A 15,664-nucleotide genomic window follows, 5' to 3' on the forward strand; every position below is an offset into this window, starting at 1 on the left:
GCATGAGCTGTCACGACGCATGCAGTGGCCGATTACGCTGCGCTAATCCGCCCTACGTGATTTAGAGGGATTTGCTGGGCATGCGGATGGCGTCGAAGAAGAAGCCTTTCCAGTGTACTACGAGGCGATTTCGGGATTTGATGTAGACCTCTGTGCAACTCACGTAGACAGCGGTCACGGGATTGGGCAGTCCCAATTTTTTTGCGCTCGCGTGCGCTTGGTCGCGAAAGAATTTGTTTGTTTCTGCCTTGGTCACCTCAAAGCTTGGCGAATCACACACACGAGCACCAAGCTGAACTTTATCGCGATTGATCGTGATGATTTGACCTACTAACTCCTCCGCCTCCTGGTCGTCTATAGAGGTGATGTCGGAGGAGTCGAGCGCGGCGGTCAGCTTCCACCTGCCAATAACGGAGGTGTCCTGCTGCTCCCCTGCGTGCAAGAGCTGGGTGGATGAGCAAATTAAAGCCAGCACCGTGACACTAGTGCGGAGAGGAGGATTTAAACGAAGATTGAGCATTTTTCACTCCCAGGTTTACTTGTTCGATGTCGATTCGGCCTGAGCGGCGACGCGAAATGGTGCGCTCTCCTCTGCTCTGCGCTTGATTAAGCCGGGGGCGATGACGAACTTGCCTCCCACACGCACCCGTATCATCGTTGATATGTTCGAGGCAGCGCCTGCAAAGTCTTTCCTGTTGAGATACTTGTAGGTGTCTAGTGAGCCGCTGACTCCGGCGTTGTAGGTGAGGCTGGCGATAGCGTCAAATTGTTCCTGATTCAGTTCAGTGACTACACAGCGCTTCACACCTTGCTCGGCCTCGGCCACGCGACGTTCGAACTCAATCTCAACTGAAGTGACGCTAACCTTCTTCCCAAGCTCTTCCTCGCTGCAGACGCCCCTGTGCGCGAGGATGCCCGCGCCCCATGTGCAATGGCCTTTGTTTTTCCCCATGTCGTTGTAATACTTGTAGACGGCCCGTTCGGTAGAGCGCATCCTGGCTTTAGCCGCAAGACTCATGCGCATGTGCGCGTTGGGTTTGGCAGTGGAATTTGAGGAAGGCATATTAGACTTTCCAAGTGGATTGAAAATCTAATTTACATCCCTCCCAGCCTTTGACCTTGAGTGGCATCACGGCTGGCGTCGAGGCAGGGCATGCGAGCCTTAAGCCAAGGTCAGTTCAAGATGCTTTCCAAGCGCACGAATTGCTTGTTCAATACTTTCGAGCTTTGATGTGTGCCGCACGTCGATAAGACGGGTAACGTTCTGCGGAATCGTCCCCATTCGGCGGGCCAGCTCGGACGTGCCGACGTTCTGAGCCAGCATTTCATTTAACAGGAGAACCTTGGCGGAAATGTTGGCCGGCAGGGGAATAAGGCGCTCGCCGCGCCGGGCTTTGGAAGCGGCGGGGATTGGGCGTTTGTTCTGCAGATAGAACTCGATAGAAGAGATTAGGACTTCTTCTGCCATCGACATCGCTTCGGCAGCATCGTCACCTTGAGTGATCGCCTCGGGAATGTCGCGAAACTTGACGACGTAGCCGCCGTCATCGACATCCGCTTCAAAAACGGCAGGGTATTGCATGCGAACTCCTTTTCCGCGTAGCGGTGATCACTTGCTTGTTTGCTGTACTGGGCGAGAGGCGGTTCCACGGCGCGTCCTTACTTCAATTTGAGCTGCTTCTTTACGCTCTCCACCAGGCCGGTTTTCAACTCCTTGGCCGGGTGCCTTGGTAAGTGACTCATCTCGCCGTTGCAGTAGACTCTGAGGTGATTCGTTCGTTCCTCAAAAGTCGCGCCTCGTTCCTTGAGCCATTTCACAAACTCGCTTTGCTTCACGAGGCCCCCGCTGTCGTTGCGCCATCTACAAGTTAAGCACGAATGCTTAATTCGTCAAGCATTTTTAATACAAGTATTGATGTTCGGCAGGCCCGGGCCTTAGGGTATAGAGCGGGGAGGGAACGGATAGGGGCCCCTTTTTTAGCTGGAGCATGCACAACGAAAAAAGCCCAGTCAGAGACCGGGCTTTTCACTTAATTCTTTGGGGTGGCTGATGGGGCTCGAACCCACGACAACAGGAATCACAATCCTGGACTCTACCAACTGAGCTACAGCCACCACTGTCTTACTTCGGCTATCCAGCTATTCGCTGAACAGGTGCCGAATTATACAAGCCTGATTTGAATCCTGCAAATCTAAATGCAAAGTTTCCCGTGAAAGATGGAGTTTTGCTCAGACATCAACTTTCTCGACCGGCGGACGCAAGCCCAGCAGCTTGTCGAAGGCGGGCGCCAAGGCGCCGACATCGGCCGTGGTGTAGCCGCGCAGGGTGGGCTCGCCGTCTGCGGCTAAGCGCAGCAGGCCGGCCGCCTCCAGCAGGCGCACCAGCTGGCGCGCCACGGCGTCACCGGTGTCGATCAACATCACATCGGTGCGCGCGTGATCGTGCAGCACGCGTTCGATGCCGGTCTTGATGAAGGGATAGTGCGTGCAGCCCAGCACCAGCGTATCGGCGCCCTGGTCCAGCAGCGGGGCGACATAGCGCTCCAGCATGGCGCCGATGGCCGGCGTCTCCAGGTCGCCCTGTTCGATCAGGTCTACCAGCCCGACGGCCGGTTGCAGCAGGAACTCGGTATTGCTCGCGGCGGAGATCTGCTCGCGCAGTTGCAGGAACTTTTCACCCTTGAGCGTGCGCGCCGTCGCCAGCACGCCGACCTTGCCGTTGCGCGTCGCCGCGACGGCCGGCTTGAGGCCAGGCTCGACGCCGACCACCGGCAAATCCGGATAGCGCGCGCGCACCGCCTTGATGGCGGCCACGGTGGCGGTGTTGCATGCCACCACCAGCGCCTTGGCGCCTTGCTCCAGCAGGAAATCCGTCACGGCCAGCGCGCGGTCGACGACAAACTGTTCGGTCTTGTCTCCATACGGCGCGTGGCCGGAATCGGCGAAGTACATCAGGTGTTCGTGCGGCAGCTGCGCGCGGATATGGCGCAGCACCGACAGCCCGCCCACGCCGGAATCGAAAACGCCGATGGGCGCTTCAGCCGATGTTTTGGCCGAAGCGTTGGCCGAAGCCTCGGCCGAACGGGGGCGGGCGCTGGTCATCAGGCGGTGACGACCGGGATGTTCAACTGCTCGATCTTGGCTTTCCATTCCGCTGGGCCGGTGTTGTGCACCGAGGTGCCTGCCGCGTCGACGGCCACCGTGACCGGCATGTCGACCACGTCGAACTCGTAGATCGCTTCCATGCCCATGTCGGCGAAGCCCAGCACCTTGGCGCCCTTGATCGCCTTGGAGACCAGGTAGGCCGAGCCGCCGACCGCCATCAGGTAGGCCGACTGGTGCTTCTTGATCGATTCGATGGCGACCGGACCGCGCTCGGCCTTGCCGATCATCGCGATCAGGCCGGTTTGCTCGAGCATCATGTCGGTGAACTTGTCCATGCGGGTGGCGGTGGTCGGGCCGGCCGGGCCGACGACTTCGTCACGCACCGGATCGACCGGGCCGACGTAGTAGATCACGCGGTTTTTGAAGTCGACCGGCAATGGCTCGCCCTTGGCCAACATGTCCTGGATGCGCTTGTGCGCGGCGTCGCGGCCGGTCAGCATTTTGCCGTTCAGCAGCAGGGTCTGGCCCGGCTTCCACGAGGCGACTTCTTCCTTGGTCAGGGTGTTGAGGTCGACGCGCTTCGATTTTTCGGTGTCCGGCGCCCACGAGACGTCCGGCCAGGTCGACAGCGGAGGCGGCGTCATGTAGGCCGGGCCCGAGCCGTCCAGCACGAAGTGGCCGTGGCGGGTGGCCGCGCAGTTCGGGATCATCGCCACCGGCTTGGAGGCCGCGTGGGTCGGGTGCATCATGATTTTAACGTCCAGCACGGTCGTCAGGCCGCCCAGGCCCTGCGCGCCGATGCCCAGCGAGTTGATCTTGTCGCACAGTTCGATGCGCAGCTCTTCCAGCTTGTTCTGCGGGCCGCGCTGTTTCAGCTCGAACATGTCGATGTCTTCCATCAGCACTTCCTTGGCCATCAGCATGGCCTTCTCGGCGGTGCCGCCGATGCCGATGCCCAGCATGCCCGGCGGGCACCAGCCGGCGCCCATGGTCGGCACGGTCTTCATGACCCAGTCGATCAGCGAATCGGACGGGTTCATCATGATCATCTTGGATTTGTTTTCCGAGCCGCCGCCCTTGGCCGCGACCTTGACGTCGACCGTATTGCCTTCGACCAGTTCCATATGGACCACGGCTGGCGTATTGTCCTTGGTGTTCTTGCGGTCGAAATGCGGATCGGCGACGATGGAGGCGCGCAGCTTGTTGTCATCGAAGTTGTACGCGCGGCGCACGCCTTCGTTGACGGCGTCGGTGACGGTGCCGCTGAAGCCCTCGAAGCGCACGCCCATGCCTATTTTCAGGAAGACGTTGACGATGCCGGTGTCCTGGCAGATCGGACGCTTGCCTTCCGCGCACATGCGCGAGTTCGTCAGGATCTGCGCGATCGCGTCCTTGGCCGCCGGGCTCTGCTCGTGCTCGTAGGCGCGCGCCAGGTGCTCGATGTAGTCGGCGGGATGGTAGTAGCTGATGTACTGGAGCGCGGCGGCAACGGATTCGATCAGGTCTTCTTGCTTTATGATGGTCATGATGTTCTCGCGAGGGAAGGATGGTGCTTAGTGGACTTAGTGGGTCTTGGAATCTTGGTGCGTCATCGACGTCAGGCGGTCGGTGTAGGCGATGGCCAGCGCGGACAGCAGGAAAGCGACGTGGATCACGGTTTGCGCGATCAACACTTTCTCGGAGTACGAGGCGGCATTGATAAAGGTCTTCAGCAAATGGATGGACGAGATGCCGATAATCGCCATGGCCAGCTTGGTTTTGAGCACGGAGGCGTTCACGTGCGACAGCCACTCGGGCTGGTCGGGATGGTCTTCCAGGTTCATGCGCGACACAAAGGTCTCGTAGCCGCCGATGATGACCATCACCAACAGGTTGGAAATCATGACCACGTCGATCAGGCCCAGCACGACCAGCATGATGGTGGTTTCGTTCAGCTTGGTCGGCACCGCGCCGCCACCCGGCACCGCCACGGCCTGGAAGATGTGCTGCAGCGCCGCCTCGTTGCCCATGGCCGCGCCGATCAGGTCTTTCAGTTCGACCCAGAAGTGGAACACGTACACGCACTGCGCCAGGATCAGGCCCAGATACAGCGGCAGCTGGAGCCAGCGCGACATGAAGATAAACGCTGGCAGGGGGCGCAGCTTGGGTTTAGGATCGGTCATTAAGGCAGTACTCCTGAAAATAAGGCAGACTAGATAAAGGTTGCCGACATTTTACACGTGCTGCTCAGCTACCGCACCGCCCGTGTTGCGGCGCAACGCCGAAGCGTAATGCTGTAGAAATGTTGGTAAAATTGTACAGCGCAGCATCGATCATGGCGGCTAGCAGTCTGTAAGGGCTCAGTAAGCGACAAAGTTTATGTTGGTGAAAAACATTACAACAATGGAGACATGTATGAGCAGCACTACCACACAACAAGGTCCACAGGAATCCCGCATCTTCACGCCACCGGCGGAGTTTGTCGCCCAAGCCACGGTCGGCGGAATGGAAGCGTACAACGCGCTGTGCGCCGAAGCGGAGGCCGACTACGAAGGCTTCTGGGCGCGCCTGGCGAAAGAACATCTGGTCTGGCAAAAGCCGTTCACCAAAACCCTCAACGAAGACAACGCCCCGTTCTACAAATGGTTCGAGGACGGCCACCTGAACGTCTCGTACAACTGCCTCGACCGCAACCTACAGAACGGCAACGCCGACAAGACCGCCATCATCTTCGAGGCGGACGACGGCATGTCGACCAACGTCAGCTACCGCGAGTTGCATGAAAAAGTCTGCAAATTCGCCAACGGCCTCAAATCGCGCGGCATCAAAAAGGGCGATCGCGTCATTATTTACATGTCGATGTCGGTCGAAGGCGTGGCCGCCATGCAAGCATGCGCCCGCATCGGCGCCACGCACTCGGTCGTGTTCGGCGGCTTCTCGGCCAAATCGCTGCAGGAGCGCATCATCGACGCCGGCGCGGTGGCCGTCATCACCGCCGACGAGCAACTGCGCGGCGGCAAGCACCTGCCATTGAAAGCCATCGTCGACGAAGCGCTGGCGCTGGGCGGCTGCGACACCATCAAGGACGTCATCGTCTACCGCCGCACGGGCGGCACGATCGCCTTCAAGGAAGGACGCGACACCTGGCTGCACGAACTGGTCGCCAACCAGCCGGCCGAATGCGAACCGGAATGGGTCGACGCCGAGCACCCGCTGTTCATCCTCTACACGTCCGGCTCGACCGGCACGCCTAAAGGCGTGCAGCACTCGAGCGGCGGCTACCTGCTGTGGGCCGCGCTGACGATGAAATGGAGCTTCGACATCAAGCCGAGCGACGTCTACTGGTGCACCGCAGACATCGGCTGGGTGACCGGCCACAGCTACATCGCCTACGGCCCGACGGCGGTCGGCGCCACGCAAGTGGTGTTCGAAGGCATCCCGACCTTCCCGAACGCGGGCCGTTTCTGGGACACCATCGCCAAGCACAAGGTCAGCATCTTCTACACGGCGCCGACGGCGATCCGCTCGCTGATCAAGGCGTCCGACGTCGACCCGAAAGTACACCCGAAAAACTACGACCTGACGTCGCTGCGCCTGCTGGGCACCGTGGGCGAGCCGATCAATCCGGAAGCCTGGATGTGGTATTACACGCAAGTGGGCGGCGAAAAATGCCCGATCGTCGACACCTTCTGGCAAACGGAAACGGGCGGCCACATGATCACGCCGCTGCCGGGCGCCACCCCGATGGTACCGGGCTCGTGCACCTTGCCGCTGCCGGGCATCATGACCGCGATCGTCGACGAAGCCGGTGTCGACGTCCCGAACGGGCAGGGCGGCATCCTGGTGGTCAAGCGTCCATGGCCGTCGATGATCCGGACCATCTGGAACAATCCAGAGCGCTTCAAGACCAGCTACTTCCCGGAAGAGCTGGGCGGCAAGATGTATCTGGCCGGCGACGGCGCCATCCGCAACAAGGACACCGGCTACTTCACCATCACCGGCCGCATCGACGACGTGCTGAATGTCTCGGGCCACCGCATGGGCACGATGGAAATCGAATCGGCGCTGGTGGCCAACCCGCTGGTGGCGGAAGCGGCGGTGGTGGGCAAGCCGGACGACACCACGGGCGAATCGATTTGCGCGTTCGTCGTGCTCAAGCAAGCGCGTCCGACCGGCGACGAAGCCAAGAAACTGGCGCTGGAGCTGCGCAACTGGGTCGCCAAGGAGATCGGCCCGATCGCCAAGCCGAAGGAAATCCGTTTCGGCGACAACCTGCCGAAGACGCGCTCGGGCAAGATCATGCGGCGCCTGCTGCGTGTGCTGGCCAAGGGCGAGACGATCACGCAGGACGTCTCCACCCTGGAAAACCCGGCCATCCTCGAGCAGCTCAAGGAATCGTCCTGATCGGTTGAGTGGCGCGCGCCGGCGAGTGCCGGCCGCGCCGCCGGCTCAGCGAGGCGCCAGCATCCTGTCCACGCGTTCGGACAGCGCATCGATATTAAACGGCTTGGTCATCACCTCGACGCCCTCGTCGAGCTGGCCGCCGCCGAACACGGCCGTTTGCGCATACCCGGTCAAAAACAGCACGCGCATGGCGGGCCGGTTCACCCGGCCGGCCTCCGCCATCTGGCGCCCGTTCATCCCGCCGGGCAAGCCCACATCGGTGATCAGCAAATCCACATGCACGTCCGACAGCAGCAGCTCCAGGCCGGTGGCGCTATCGGCCGCCTCGATCACCTTATAGCCCATATCCTCCAGAATATCGACGATCAGCAGGCGGACGCTCGGTTCGTCGTCGACCACCAGCACGGTCTCGTGTGTGCCATGGTGGACCGGCAGCGACGGCAGCGACGGCGCCGGCACCGGCTCGGCCACACTATCGTGGCGGGGCAGATAGATGCACACGGTCGTACCGCGCCCCACCTCCGAATAGATACGCACCAGGCCACCGGACTGCTTGGCGAAGCCATAGACCATCGACAAGCCCAGGCCGGTGCCCTCGCCGGGCTGCTTGGTGGTAAAGAAGGGCTCGAACACCCTGCTCATCACCTCCGGCGCGATGCCGATGCCGGAATCGGTCACGCTCAGCGACAGATACTCGCCCTCGGGCATTTGCTGCGCGGCGGCGGCCTTCAGGTTCAGGCGTTGGTTGGCGGTCGCGATACGGATATGGCCGCCGTCGGGCATCGCATCGCGCGCGTTGATGCACAGGTTCAGCAGCGAATTCTCCAGTTGGGACGCATCGACCAGCGCGGTCCACAGGTCGGCCGCCTCGATGACCTCGATGGCCACGGCCGGGCCGACGGTACGGCGCAGCAAATCCTCCATGCCCAGGACCAGGCGGTTGACGTCGGTCGGTTTCGGATCGAGGGTCTGCTGGCGGGAAAAAGCGAGCAAGCGATGGGTCAACGACGACGCGCGCTTGGCCGCATCGCTGGCGACATCGATATAGCGGGCGATATCGCCGAAGCGTCCCTGGCTGGCGCGCAACTCCAGCATCTCCAGGCTGCCGGTAATCCCGGCCAACAAATTATTAAAGTCATGGGCCAGGCCGCCGGTGAGTTGTCCCACGGCCTCCATTTTCTGGGCCTGGCGCAGGGCATCCTCGGCCGAGCGAAGCGCCTCGGCGTTCTCGCGCTCAGAAGTGAAATCGCGGCCGACGGCATAGATGCTATCGGCGTCCGGCTGGGTGGACCACGAGATCCAGCGGTAGCTGCCGTCCTTATGGCGATAACGGTTATCGAAGCGGGTATGGTAGCCGCCATCGGCCAGGAACTGCACGGCGTCGAGGGTACGGTCGATATCGTCGGGATGGATCAGTTTCAGCAGACTAACGCCGACCAGATCGGCCTCGTCCCAGCCCAGTACATCTTTCCACGCCGGATTAACGCTCTTGATCTGGCCGTCGAAGCCGCAGCGCAGCATGATATCGGCGGACAGCTCCCACAGGCGGTTGCGGTCTCGGGTGGTTTCATCGACGGTGCGTTCCAGCGTCTCCTGGGCGCGGTGGATCGCGATCTCCCTGCGCACCTGCTCGGTGATCTCGATACCCTGATTGAACAGGCCGACGATGGTGCCGTCCTCGCCGGTGATAGGCGCGGCGGAAAAGTTCCAGATGGTTTGTTCCATCTGGCCGTTACGCAAGATCATCAGCTCGACGTTGGAGCTGGAGAAGCCGATGCCGGTCTTCATGGCTTCGTAAAATTGCGGAGCGACCTCGTCCCAGACACTGCCCCACACCTCGGCCACGGGTTTGCCGAGGGCGGCGGGGTGGCGGTCGGCCAGCGAGGGGGCGTAGGCGTCGTTGTACAGCATGCACAGGTCGGGGCCCCACAGGATGGTGCCGAGGATGGGCGAGTTCAGGCAGGCGGACACGACCGAGCGCAGCGATTGCGGCCAGATGTGGGGATCGCCCAGGCATGACGTGGACCAATCGTGGCTGCGCATACGAGCGCCCATTTCGCCGCCGTTGTCCATGAATGAAAGCGAAGTCGTCATAGTGGTCTTTTGGTGAGGCTTTTTTAGCTGTCCGGGGTGGACTGGTGGACGGTTTTTGGGTGTTGTCGGTGGTATTGGTGTGTTTGTTTGGGGCTTTGGTGCTTTTGCCGGGGCGCGGTTGGGGGCCAGGCGGAGGGATATCGGGTCGCCGCCACGGGGTTAGCAGGCCGTTTAGTGGCTGCGTGGGGGACGCGGGTTATTGTAGCGCAGGAAGGGGCGGGGTTGGTTGCATGTGGGAGGGGAAATAAAGTTGGTGGTATGGGGAATGTTTGCTATAATTCGCGGCTTCTCCGAGAGGGGAAGGAATGCAGGAGAGGTGGATGAGCGGTTGAAGTCGCACGCCTGGAAAGCGTGTATAGGGTCAAACCTATCGGGGGTTCGAATCCCCCTCTCTCCGCCAAGAATAGAAATGTGAAAAAGGCCACCCTCGGGTGGCCTTTTTGCATTTCTTTCGTGGCGGAGAGAAGGAGGGCGCCTGCGCGCCCTCCGAGGGGGATTCGAAGGCCTCGCCCGTGCACGGGCGTGCCGCTCCGAATCGGCTGACTGCCGCCGCGTAAGCGGTGGCGCGCCGGGAGGCGCTGCGCGGAGCGCAAAAAATTCCTGTCAACACTATTTCTCGCCCCCATTTGTCCGAAGGTCGTACCTGACCTCGTTGCGTCTACGCCGGACAAGTCTGTTACGGTTCGATGCTAAATGCTACGCTGGCGCCGGCGCGTTTTCTTTGAGTGTCGATAGTAATGCCTTGCCAACACATTCAAACATTGCGATATCGTTTTCAATTTGAGTCGGACCGTCTGACTGCCTATGATTAAGAGCATGCGCTATTGAATTCCTGCGCTCAAAAAAGCTTTCCAAGCCGGATATTAATTTGCCGTGAGCTTTTCCAGGTTCAGATTCACCAAAAAAATCCAATATCGGATGTTTGAAGCTCATTTTTTGACATACATCTTTCAAGTCGCTAATCGCAAATAAACTATTTAGCATAGTGGGGCGCATATTGTTTTCATTGTGAATCAAATCCGTATAAATGTCTTTGGTAAGGTCACCTTTGCAAAAATCATGAATTAGGGAAAACTTGACTTGTGCTGCGGCTATTGTGGATTCGCGGCCGGAGTTATTCCGCATATCAAATTGAACTTTTGAAAGTCCGTCCATGATACGCTTCCAAGCCGTCGAGGCAATTTTTTGGGGAAGCCGTTCAAAGGAGTCGACACTTTGAACAACGACACGGGCATATTCTCTAGCCATCTCACGGATGAATTGTTCGAAAGTTGCTGCTAGTAGGAGCGTAGCGGAATTCGAGGCAGCAATACGCACCTTCGCGTGTAAGTTATTTTGGCTCGACACGGTGACCAACGTACGCAGCGCGCCAAGTTCTCTGCAATAATCGTCGGAGATAATCTCAAATGCAATCTCCATATTTACCCCGGCTTCAATATATTTCGCATCAGGGCAATCCGTTCCTTGACCGCTTTCGCAGTATTGCCATATCCTGTTAAAACTAAAAAATGGGCAGCGTCGTTTAGCGCAACATTAAATCTTTCTTGGACAAACAGTTTGTCGGACTTTATAGCCTCACGACAATCCCATAAATCATTTATGGCGACCATTGACGCATCGTAGATTGCGGCAGAGACACGTTTCCGTTTTCTTTCGTCTGCTGGCAAAACAAAAGGATTCTCGTCAAACAAGAAATATAAAAATGTGAATCGTTCTATAAATTCCCGTTGGAGCGCGGCGCCGTCTTCATCGCTCACGCTTTTTGCCATTGCTCTATCAAGCATTAACTTCATCGATCCGCGAATATTTTCCTCTTCTCTAAGCGCGAAATAACGAAGAACCAGCTGACAATCTCCCATAGTAGAATATAAAATGTTCTTTTGCCTATCCGGATTTTCGTAATAGTCGTTTGGGTCGCTTTCTGTATAGGGCGGGATATCGAATACTTTAGTAAAAAGTTCAAATCTTGTCAGTTGCAGGATTACCTTCTTAAAGTAACCGGCGTGCACAGAATTCCTGATTTCCTGTGAGTTAAGCTTAGTACCGCCGGTATTTAGTCTGTCAAATATAAATCTGCGAATGTCAGTTATAGTCAAGCTTCCGTGAGTTTTTTCGGTTTCGCTTTCGAGTAATAAAACAATTGCAGACAAACTTGCCCTGTCTAATGAACGTTTTATGCGGGGAGGGCAGCGAGAGTAGCGTAGCCCGTTCAGCGGCGATAGGACAGAGAGACCGGTCAGCGAAAATTCACCGGCAATAAATTCCCGAACTGCGTTCAGCCGTTGTTGGCCATCCATTACTTCATATCGAGCGGCATCATTTTCGTATAAAAAAACAGGTGGTACTGGAATGTTTAATAGTAGAGACTCTACGAGCCGAGACTTTTGCGAGACACTCCAGCGGAGTCTGCGTTGATATTCAGGACGGAGATTTAATACTTCACCCTTATCGATCAAGTCCCTCAATTGTGGAAGAAAAAAGTTGTTCGTCTGATATATGATGCGAAACGCATTTTTTGCAAAAAATTCCTCTGGATCCTGCTTTGGATCGGATAACGGAGTTTCTACATCATCCTCTGCGTCATCCATAACAATTTCTGTCTTCATGTGATGTCCCTATAGTATCTTGACTCAATCGATTTGGTGCTTTCAACGCCAACCGCTTTAATAATAAAATTCCAATTCATCTAATGCAGCACTGACTTTATGAACACATCACAGTATCTGAGACTACAGATTTATAAACAAGTTTTCCACTGAGACAATTAAAGTATCTGCTATACGTTCTATCCGTCCAACGATAAATTCGACGTGGCGCGTTCAATGCGACTCATGTAGGAGCAGATCCGCACCGATGCGCAAAGCCCTCCTGCGAGAAACCGGCCTCCTTGCGCATAAACTTCACCCTGTTACCAAATTTTTCTCTTCGCGCATTCACGCCAAGAATTTGGCCTAGTGTACACTTGTCAGCGGCGCTCTAATCGTGACATCTATGTTTTTCGTGAGGTTATTTGGATGGTAAAATTGTCGACTGGTCTATTCGGTTTGCTCAGTTCGGTTGCTGTCTGATCGTGGGATGGCTTTTACCAGAGGGCTAGGCCAATCAGTTCACCGGATTTTTCATCCAGTTCGCCATTAAGTCCACCACCTTTTTTTCCTGGCCTATGAAGCCATGGTAATGCATGGCCTCGCAAACGTCGCCGCTGGGATTGACTCCCCCGGTAACCATTACCAATTTTTTGACGGAGGTGTTTTTCAAACCCTTCATGATCCAGTCCAAATCGTAAGGCTGACAGATCGGGCAGGCGTCGCTGGCGTGATGTACTACCAGCACTGGGAGCTTGAGCGCGGCCAGATTTTGCGACGGCACCGCGCCCTGTTTCTTGTAGGCGGTCACGCTGGAGGTCAGCACTAGGCCGGCGATACCGGCGTCGGCAGTGCTGCCAATGGCGACATAAGTGGCCGAGATGGTGCCGCGACTGGTGCCAACCAACCAGATCGGCGCCGGACTCTTGCTGCGCACGAACTCCAGCGCGGCGCGCACATCGGCGAGGTGTTTTTCGTTGACGCGGTCGCTGTAGTCCAGCGCCGGCGTATCGCTGGGCAGTCCGAAGATGGCGACGTTGAAGCCGTCCGCGAGGAACAGCGCCACGCTGCGCGCGAGGAAGTTGCGGCTGGTCGGCTTGCCGTCCACTACTTTGCCGTAGCCGCCATTCCCGCCTGTGAACAGGAACACCGTCGCCTTGGCGCCTTCCTGCGCTTCCCAGTAGACACTGGTTTCAACGTCGGGGCGCGTGGGCACCTTGAAGGTCTGCCCATCCGCTTGCGCCGCAAAGCTGCAAACCAGCAGCGCCCAACCAGCCAACCAGCGGATTATCGTCATCGTATTCTCGGAGAAAAAATACGAAAATACCATAGTCTTCCATGCAGAGCGAATGTCCCACTCTTGCTCATCAGGTGGTGTTCACGGCGTTGGTTGCATTTCGCTCATGTGCGCTAAGTAACGGAGTGAATCCCGTCATCGTGCAATCCTTCACGCACCATTATTTAAAGGAGGATGTCATGAGCGATGATCTGACCAAAGCCGGTGTGCAAGACCGCGCCCGCATCAATGTCAACGAGGTGCACGAAGTTACCTACTGGACCAATGAGCTAGGTGTAACCAAGGACCGGCTGCAACAGTTGGTCAAGGAAGTTGGACCCAGCGCCAAGGCCGTCCGGGAGAAGCTGGCCGCCGGATAGCCTATCTGGCAAACTCGATTCGGCAGGGCGCTGGCGGCGTACGAATAGGCTAGCCCAGCCGATGGCGACAGATCTAAATCGTCCGTTCGACTGCCGCCTGATCGATGGCTATCCCAGTCATTCTGAAGGCGATGGACAATCCCCCTCAGGCTTGAGGCGTTTCCTTTTTTATCGCCCACATACTGAGGAATTTGGCCGCCAGATAATGCACCCCAGTCCAGACTAGTAAGCAAAAGGTCAATCCTACGGGGCCTGGCATGCAAATGAATCCACGGCACGCGTCGAGCCTGATTCCAATCTCGTCGAGGGCAAGCGCCGGCCCCATGGCGGCGATCTCCAGGTACAGCCAATCCAATTCGAACGCTTTCCAGGTCAGGAAGAGATGCGTTGTGAGCAAGAGAATAAAGAGTGCCCATTTCAGCGTTGCGGTCGGTGTGAGCAAGGAAGTGTGGGCGTCGTTCATGGCTCTCTCATCGAATGGAATCGGTATTCGAGGATAGCCCGGGAGCGCGGCTGGAGTTTTGCCCTGGCGCAATTAGTTGCACCTGCCGTTCAGCTTACGCTACAGTGCTGTTGGGCCTCGGGGCACAGCGTTAGCGAATCTCGTACAGCGCCTCGACAATCCACGACAGATCGATACCGGGCTCGTCCCGATAAGTGCGGAAGAATGACATCGCCCAGGCAGGATCGAGCCGGGTATTCCAGCGAGCAAATTCGGCTTCCGAGTGCGTGGATAGGAAGGCGGCGCAGACCGAGTTTTCCGCGTCGGCGAACGTGCGGGCAGGGTCCCAATACATGCAGAATTGAACTGCAAGAACGAGTTTTCTCATGGCGCCACCCTCCGGTGCATTCCAACCGAATGCGCTTATGCTTAAACAATTTATACGTCGAAGCAGAAGCAACGGATTCAAGCGAAGTTGAACTGGGAGCAGAAATGAAGGTGAGCGCGCTGTTGGCAGGATGGCTGGTAATGACCGTTACCACGCATGCACTCGCGGCGAAGCCAGTCAACCTATGCCCGCCCACGAGATCCGGCGCCGAATGGTCGGCGCAATGCTTCACAGGAAAGGGCGGCGAGCGCAAAGTGAAGCCGCGGTATTTGAAACGCATAAACGCCAACCGCCACGGCATGGCCGTTATCACCATCGACGACCCGCGCGAGATGGTTGCCGTCAATCGCCGAGGCGTTGTGGTGGTACCGAATATCCGTCACACCGGCGATTTCGACTACCCGACGGCGGACCGTGGGATCGGGCGTTTTGCTGTCAATGTGGCCGGCGACGATACGCATCCAGTGCTGAAATGCGGCTACTTCAAGGCCGAACAGTTTCGTATCGTAGTGCCCGCACAGTACGATCAGTGCGCCCCCTTTCGCGAGGGAGAAGGAGAGGCCTGCACGGAATGCGTCAGTTATTGCACCGATCAGGATTGCCACGACAGAGTCTTGGTAGGCGGCAAGGGCGTGGTTCTGGCGCCGAATGGCGACATTTTGCGCACCTACACCCCGCCGGGTCTCGACAAGGCTTGCGGTGCCGGCCAGCGGGCGGAGACGCGTGCCGCTCACGGCGGCGGCACGCTATTCCTTAACTGTAAATCGACTGCGGATTCGCCATCGAAGATGTGACAGGACGGAACTGCAGGGCTGCGTCACCCCGCAGTCATCCGCTGATCGAGCTCCCAATGCTGAGAGGTTTGAGTTCCCGTTAATTTGCTCGCATTGCTACGTGCGAAGGCGAAGTAGCCGATGATTGCCACGAGCAACGCAACGAGGACATAAATGGAGATCTTGTTCATGGCGAAATTCCTTTCCGGCGAAGAAGGCGATTCATCCGTGCTGCGAG

17 protein-coding genes and 2 tRNA genes are annotated in these 15,664 nt (G+C 57.7%); 4 read left to right on the forward strand and 15 right to left on the reverse strand.

Annotated elements, in window-relative coordinates; genetic code table 11:
- Positions 1-61: 61 nt before the first annotated feature.
- The 8 genes from AC07P1_RS12680 to AC07P1_RS12715 all read right to left on the reverse strand — a co-directional run bounded on the left by AC07P1_RS12680 (position 62) and on the right by AC07P1_RS12715 (position 5,267).
- Positions 62-520 carry a hypothetical protein gene (locus tag AC07P1_RS12680; RefSeq protein WP_494696145.1) on the reverse strand — a complete coding sequence of 153 codons (459 nt, stop codon included), beginning with the start codon at positions 518-520 and terminating at the stop codon, positions 62-64.
- Between the two features lie 15 nt (positions 521-535).
- A complete protein-coding gene (locus tag AC07P1_RS12685; protein ID WP_494696146.1) occupies positions 536-1,063 on the reverse strand; it encodes a lysozyme in 528 nt (175 codons plus the stop codon).
- Between the two features lie 99 nt (positions 1,064-1,162).
- The gene (locus tag AC07P1_RS12690) at positions 1,163-1,582 is read right to left on the reverse strand and encodes a type II toxin-antitoxin system HicB family antitoxin (RefSeq protein ID WP_494696147.1); all 420 of its coding nucleotides are present in this window, start codon (positions 1,580-1,582) and stop codon (positions 1,163-1,165) included.
- A 77-nt stretch (positions 1,583-1,659) separates the two neighbouring features.
- Positions 1,660-1,836 carry a type II toxin-antitoxin system HicA family toxin gene (locus AC07P1_RS12695; RefSeq protein WP_494696148.1) on the reverse strand — a complete coding sequence of 59 codons (177 nt, stop codon included), beginning with the start codon at positions 1,834-1,836 and terminating at the stop codon, positions 1,660-1,662.
- Between the two features lie 203 nt (positions 1,837-2,039).
- A tRNA-His gene (locus tag AC07P1_RS12700) sits at positions 2,040-2,115 on the reverse strand.
- 114 nt (positions 2,116-2,229) lie between these two features.
- Positions 2,230-3,102, reverse strand: coding sequence for a glutamate racemase (gene murI / locus AC07P1_RS12705; RefSeq protein WP_494696149.1), 873 nt, complete (start codon positions 3,100-3,102; stop codon positions 2,230-2,232).
- On the reverse strand, positions 3,102-4,631 hold the full coding sequence (locus AC07P1_RS12710; RefSeq protein WP_090315975.1) for a fumarate hydratase: 1,530 nt from the start codon (positions 4,629-4,631) through the stop codon (positions 3,102-3,104). The genes murI and AC07P1_RS12710 overlap by 1 nt, the downstream gene beginning before the upstream one ends.
- Before the next feature lie 36 nt (positions 4,632-4,667).
- Entirely contained in the window at positions 4,668-5,267 is a 600-nt protein-coding gene (locus AC07P1_RS12715) for a TIGR00645 family protein (protein ID WP_494696150.1), read from the reverse strand.
- Between the two features lie 232 nt (positions 5,268-5,499).
- Here AC07P1_RS12715 and acs point away from each other — a divergent pair, with 232 nt between their 5' ends.
- On the forward strand, positions 5,500-7,488 hold the full coding sequence (gene acs / locus AC07P1_RS12720; RefSeq protein WP_494696151.1) for an acetate--CoA ligase: 1,989 nt from the start codon (positions 5,500-5,502) through the stop codon (positions 7,486-7,488).
- A gap of 45 nt (positions 7,489-7,533) precedes the next feature.
- Here the strand turns inward: acs and AC07P1_RS12725 are convergent, their stop codons facing one another.
- Positions 7,534-9,582, reverse strand: coding sequence for a hybrid sensor histidine kinase/response regulator (locus AC07P1_RS12725; RefSeq protein WP_494696152.1), 2,049 nt, complete (start codon positions 9,580-9,582; stop codon positions 7,534-7,536).
- Between the two features lie 310 nt (positions 9,583-9,892).
- Here AC07P1_RS12725 and AC07P1_RS12730 point away from each other — a divergent pair.
- Positions 9,893-9,982, forward strand: a tRNA-Ser gene (locus AC07P1_RS12730).
- A 296-nt stretch (positions 9,983-10,278) separates the two neighbouring features.
- Here AC07P1_RS12730 and AC07P1_RS12735 read toward each other — a convergent pair.
- The 3 genes from AC07P1_RS12735 to AC07P1_RS12745 form a co-directional block, all read right to left on the reverse strand.
- Entirely contained in the window at positions 10,279-11,001 is a 723-nt protein-coding gene (locus AC07P1_RS12735) for a HEPN domain-containing protein (RefSeq protein ID WP_494696153.1), read from the reverse strand.
- Between the two features lie 2 nt (positions 11,002-11,003).
- Positions 11,004-12,188: a GmrSD restriction endonuclease domain-containing protein gene (locus AC07P1_RS12740; RefSeq protein ID WP_494696154.1), complete on the reverse strand. Its 1,185-nt coding sequence runs from the start codon at positions 12,186-12,188 to the stop codon at positions 11,004-11,006.
- A gap of 496 nt (positions 12,189-12,684) precedes the next feature.
- The gene (locus tag AC07P1_RS12745) at positions 12,685-13,464 is read right to left on the reverse strand and encodes an alpha/beta hydrolase (protein WP_494696155.1); all 780 of its coding nucleotides are present in this window, start codon (positions 13,462-13,464) and stop codon (positions 12,685-12,687) included.
- A 179-nt stretch (positions 13,465-13,643) separates the two neighbouring features.
- On the opposite strand from AC07P1_RS12745, the gene AC07P1_RS12750 reads away from it, so the two are divergent.
- Entirely contained in the window at positions 13,644-13,823 is a 180-nt protein-coding gene (locus tag AC07P1_RS12750) for a DUF3606 domain-containing protein (RefSeq protein WP_494696156.1), read from the forward strand.
- Between the two features lie 145 nt (positions 13,824-13,968).
- Here AC07P1_RS12750 and AC07P1_RS12755 read toward each other — a convergent pair whose 3' ends face one another.
- Both AC07P1_RS12755 and AC07P1_RS12760 read right to left on the reverse strand, forming a co-directional pair.
- Entirely contained in the window at positions 13,969-14,286 is a 318-nt protein-coding gene (locus tag AC07P1_RS12755; protein WP_494696157.1) for a hypothetical protein, read from the reverse strand.
- Positions 14,287-14,416: 130 nt separating this feature from the next.
- Positions 14,417-14,653, reverse strand: a complete 237-nt coding sequence (locus AC07P1_RS12760) for a hypothetical protein (RefSeq protein WP_494696158.1) — start codon at positions 14,651-14,653, stop codon at positions 14,417-14,419.
- 104 nt (positions 14,654-14,757) lie between these two features.
- On the opposite strand from AC07P1_RS12760, the gene AC07P1_RS12765 reads away from it, so the two are divergent.
- Positions 14,758-15,447, forward strand: coding sequence for a hypothetical protein (locus AC07P1_RS12765; protein ID WP_494696159.1), 690 nt, complete (start codon positions 14,758-14,760; stop codon positions 15,445-15,447).
- 23 nt (positions 15,448-15,470) lie between these two features.
- Here AC07P1_RS12765 and AC07P1_RS12770 read toward each other — a convergent pair whose 3' ends face one another.
- Positions 15,471-15,617, reverse strand: a complete 147-nt coding sequence (locus AC07P1_RS12770; protein ID WP_494696160.1) for a hypothetical protein — start codon at positions 15,615-15,617, stop codon at positions 15,471-15,473.
- Between the last annotated feature and the right edge of the window lie 47 nt (positions 15,618-15,664).

The organism is Duganella sp. GW821-FHT07F09, assembly GCF_059418705.1.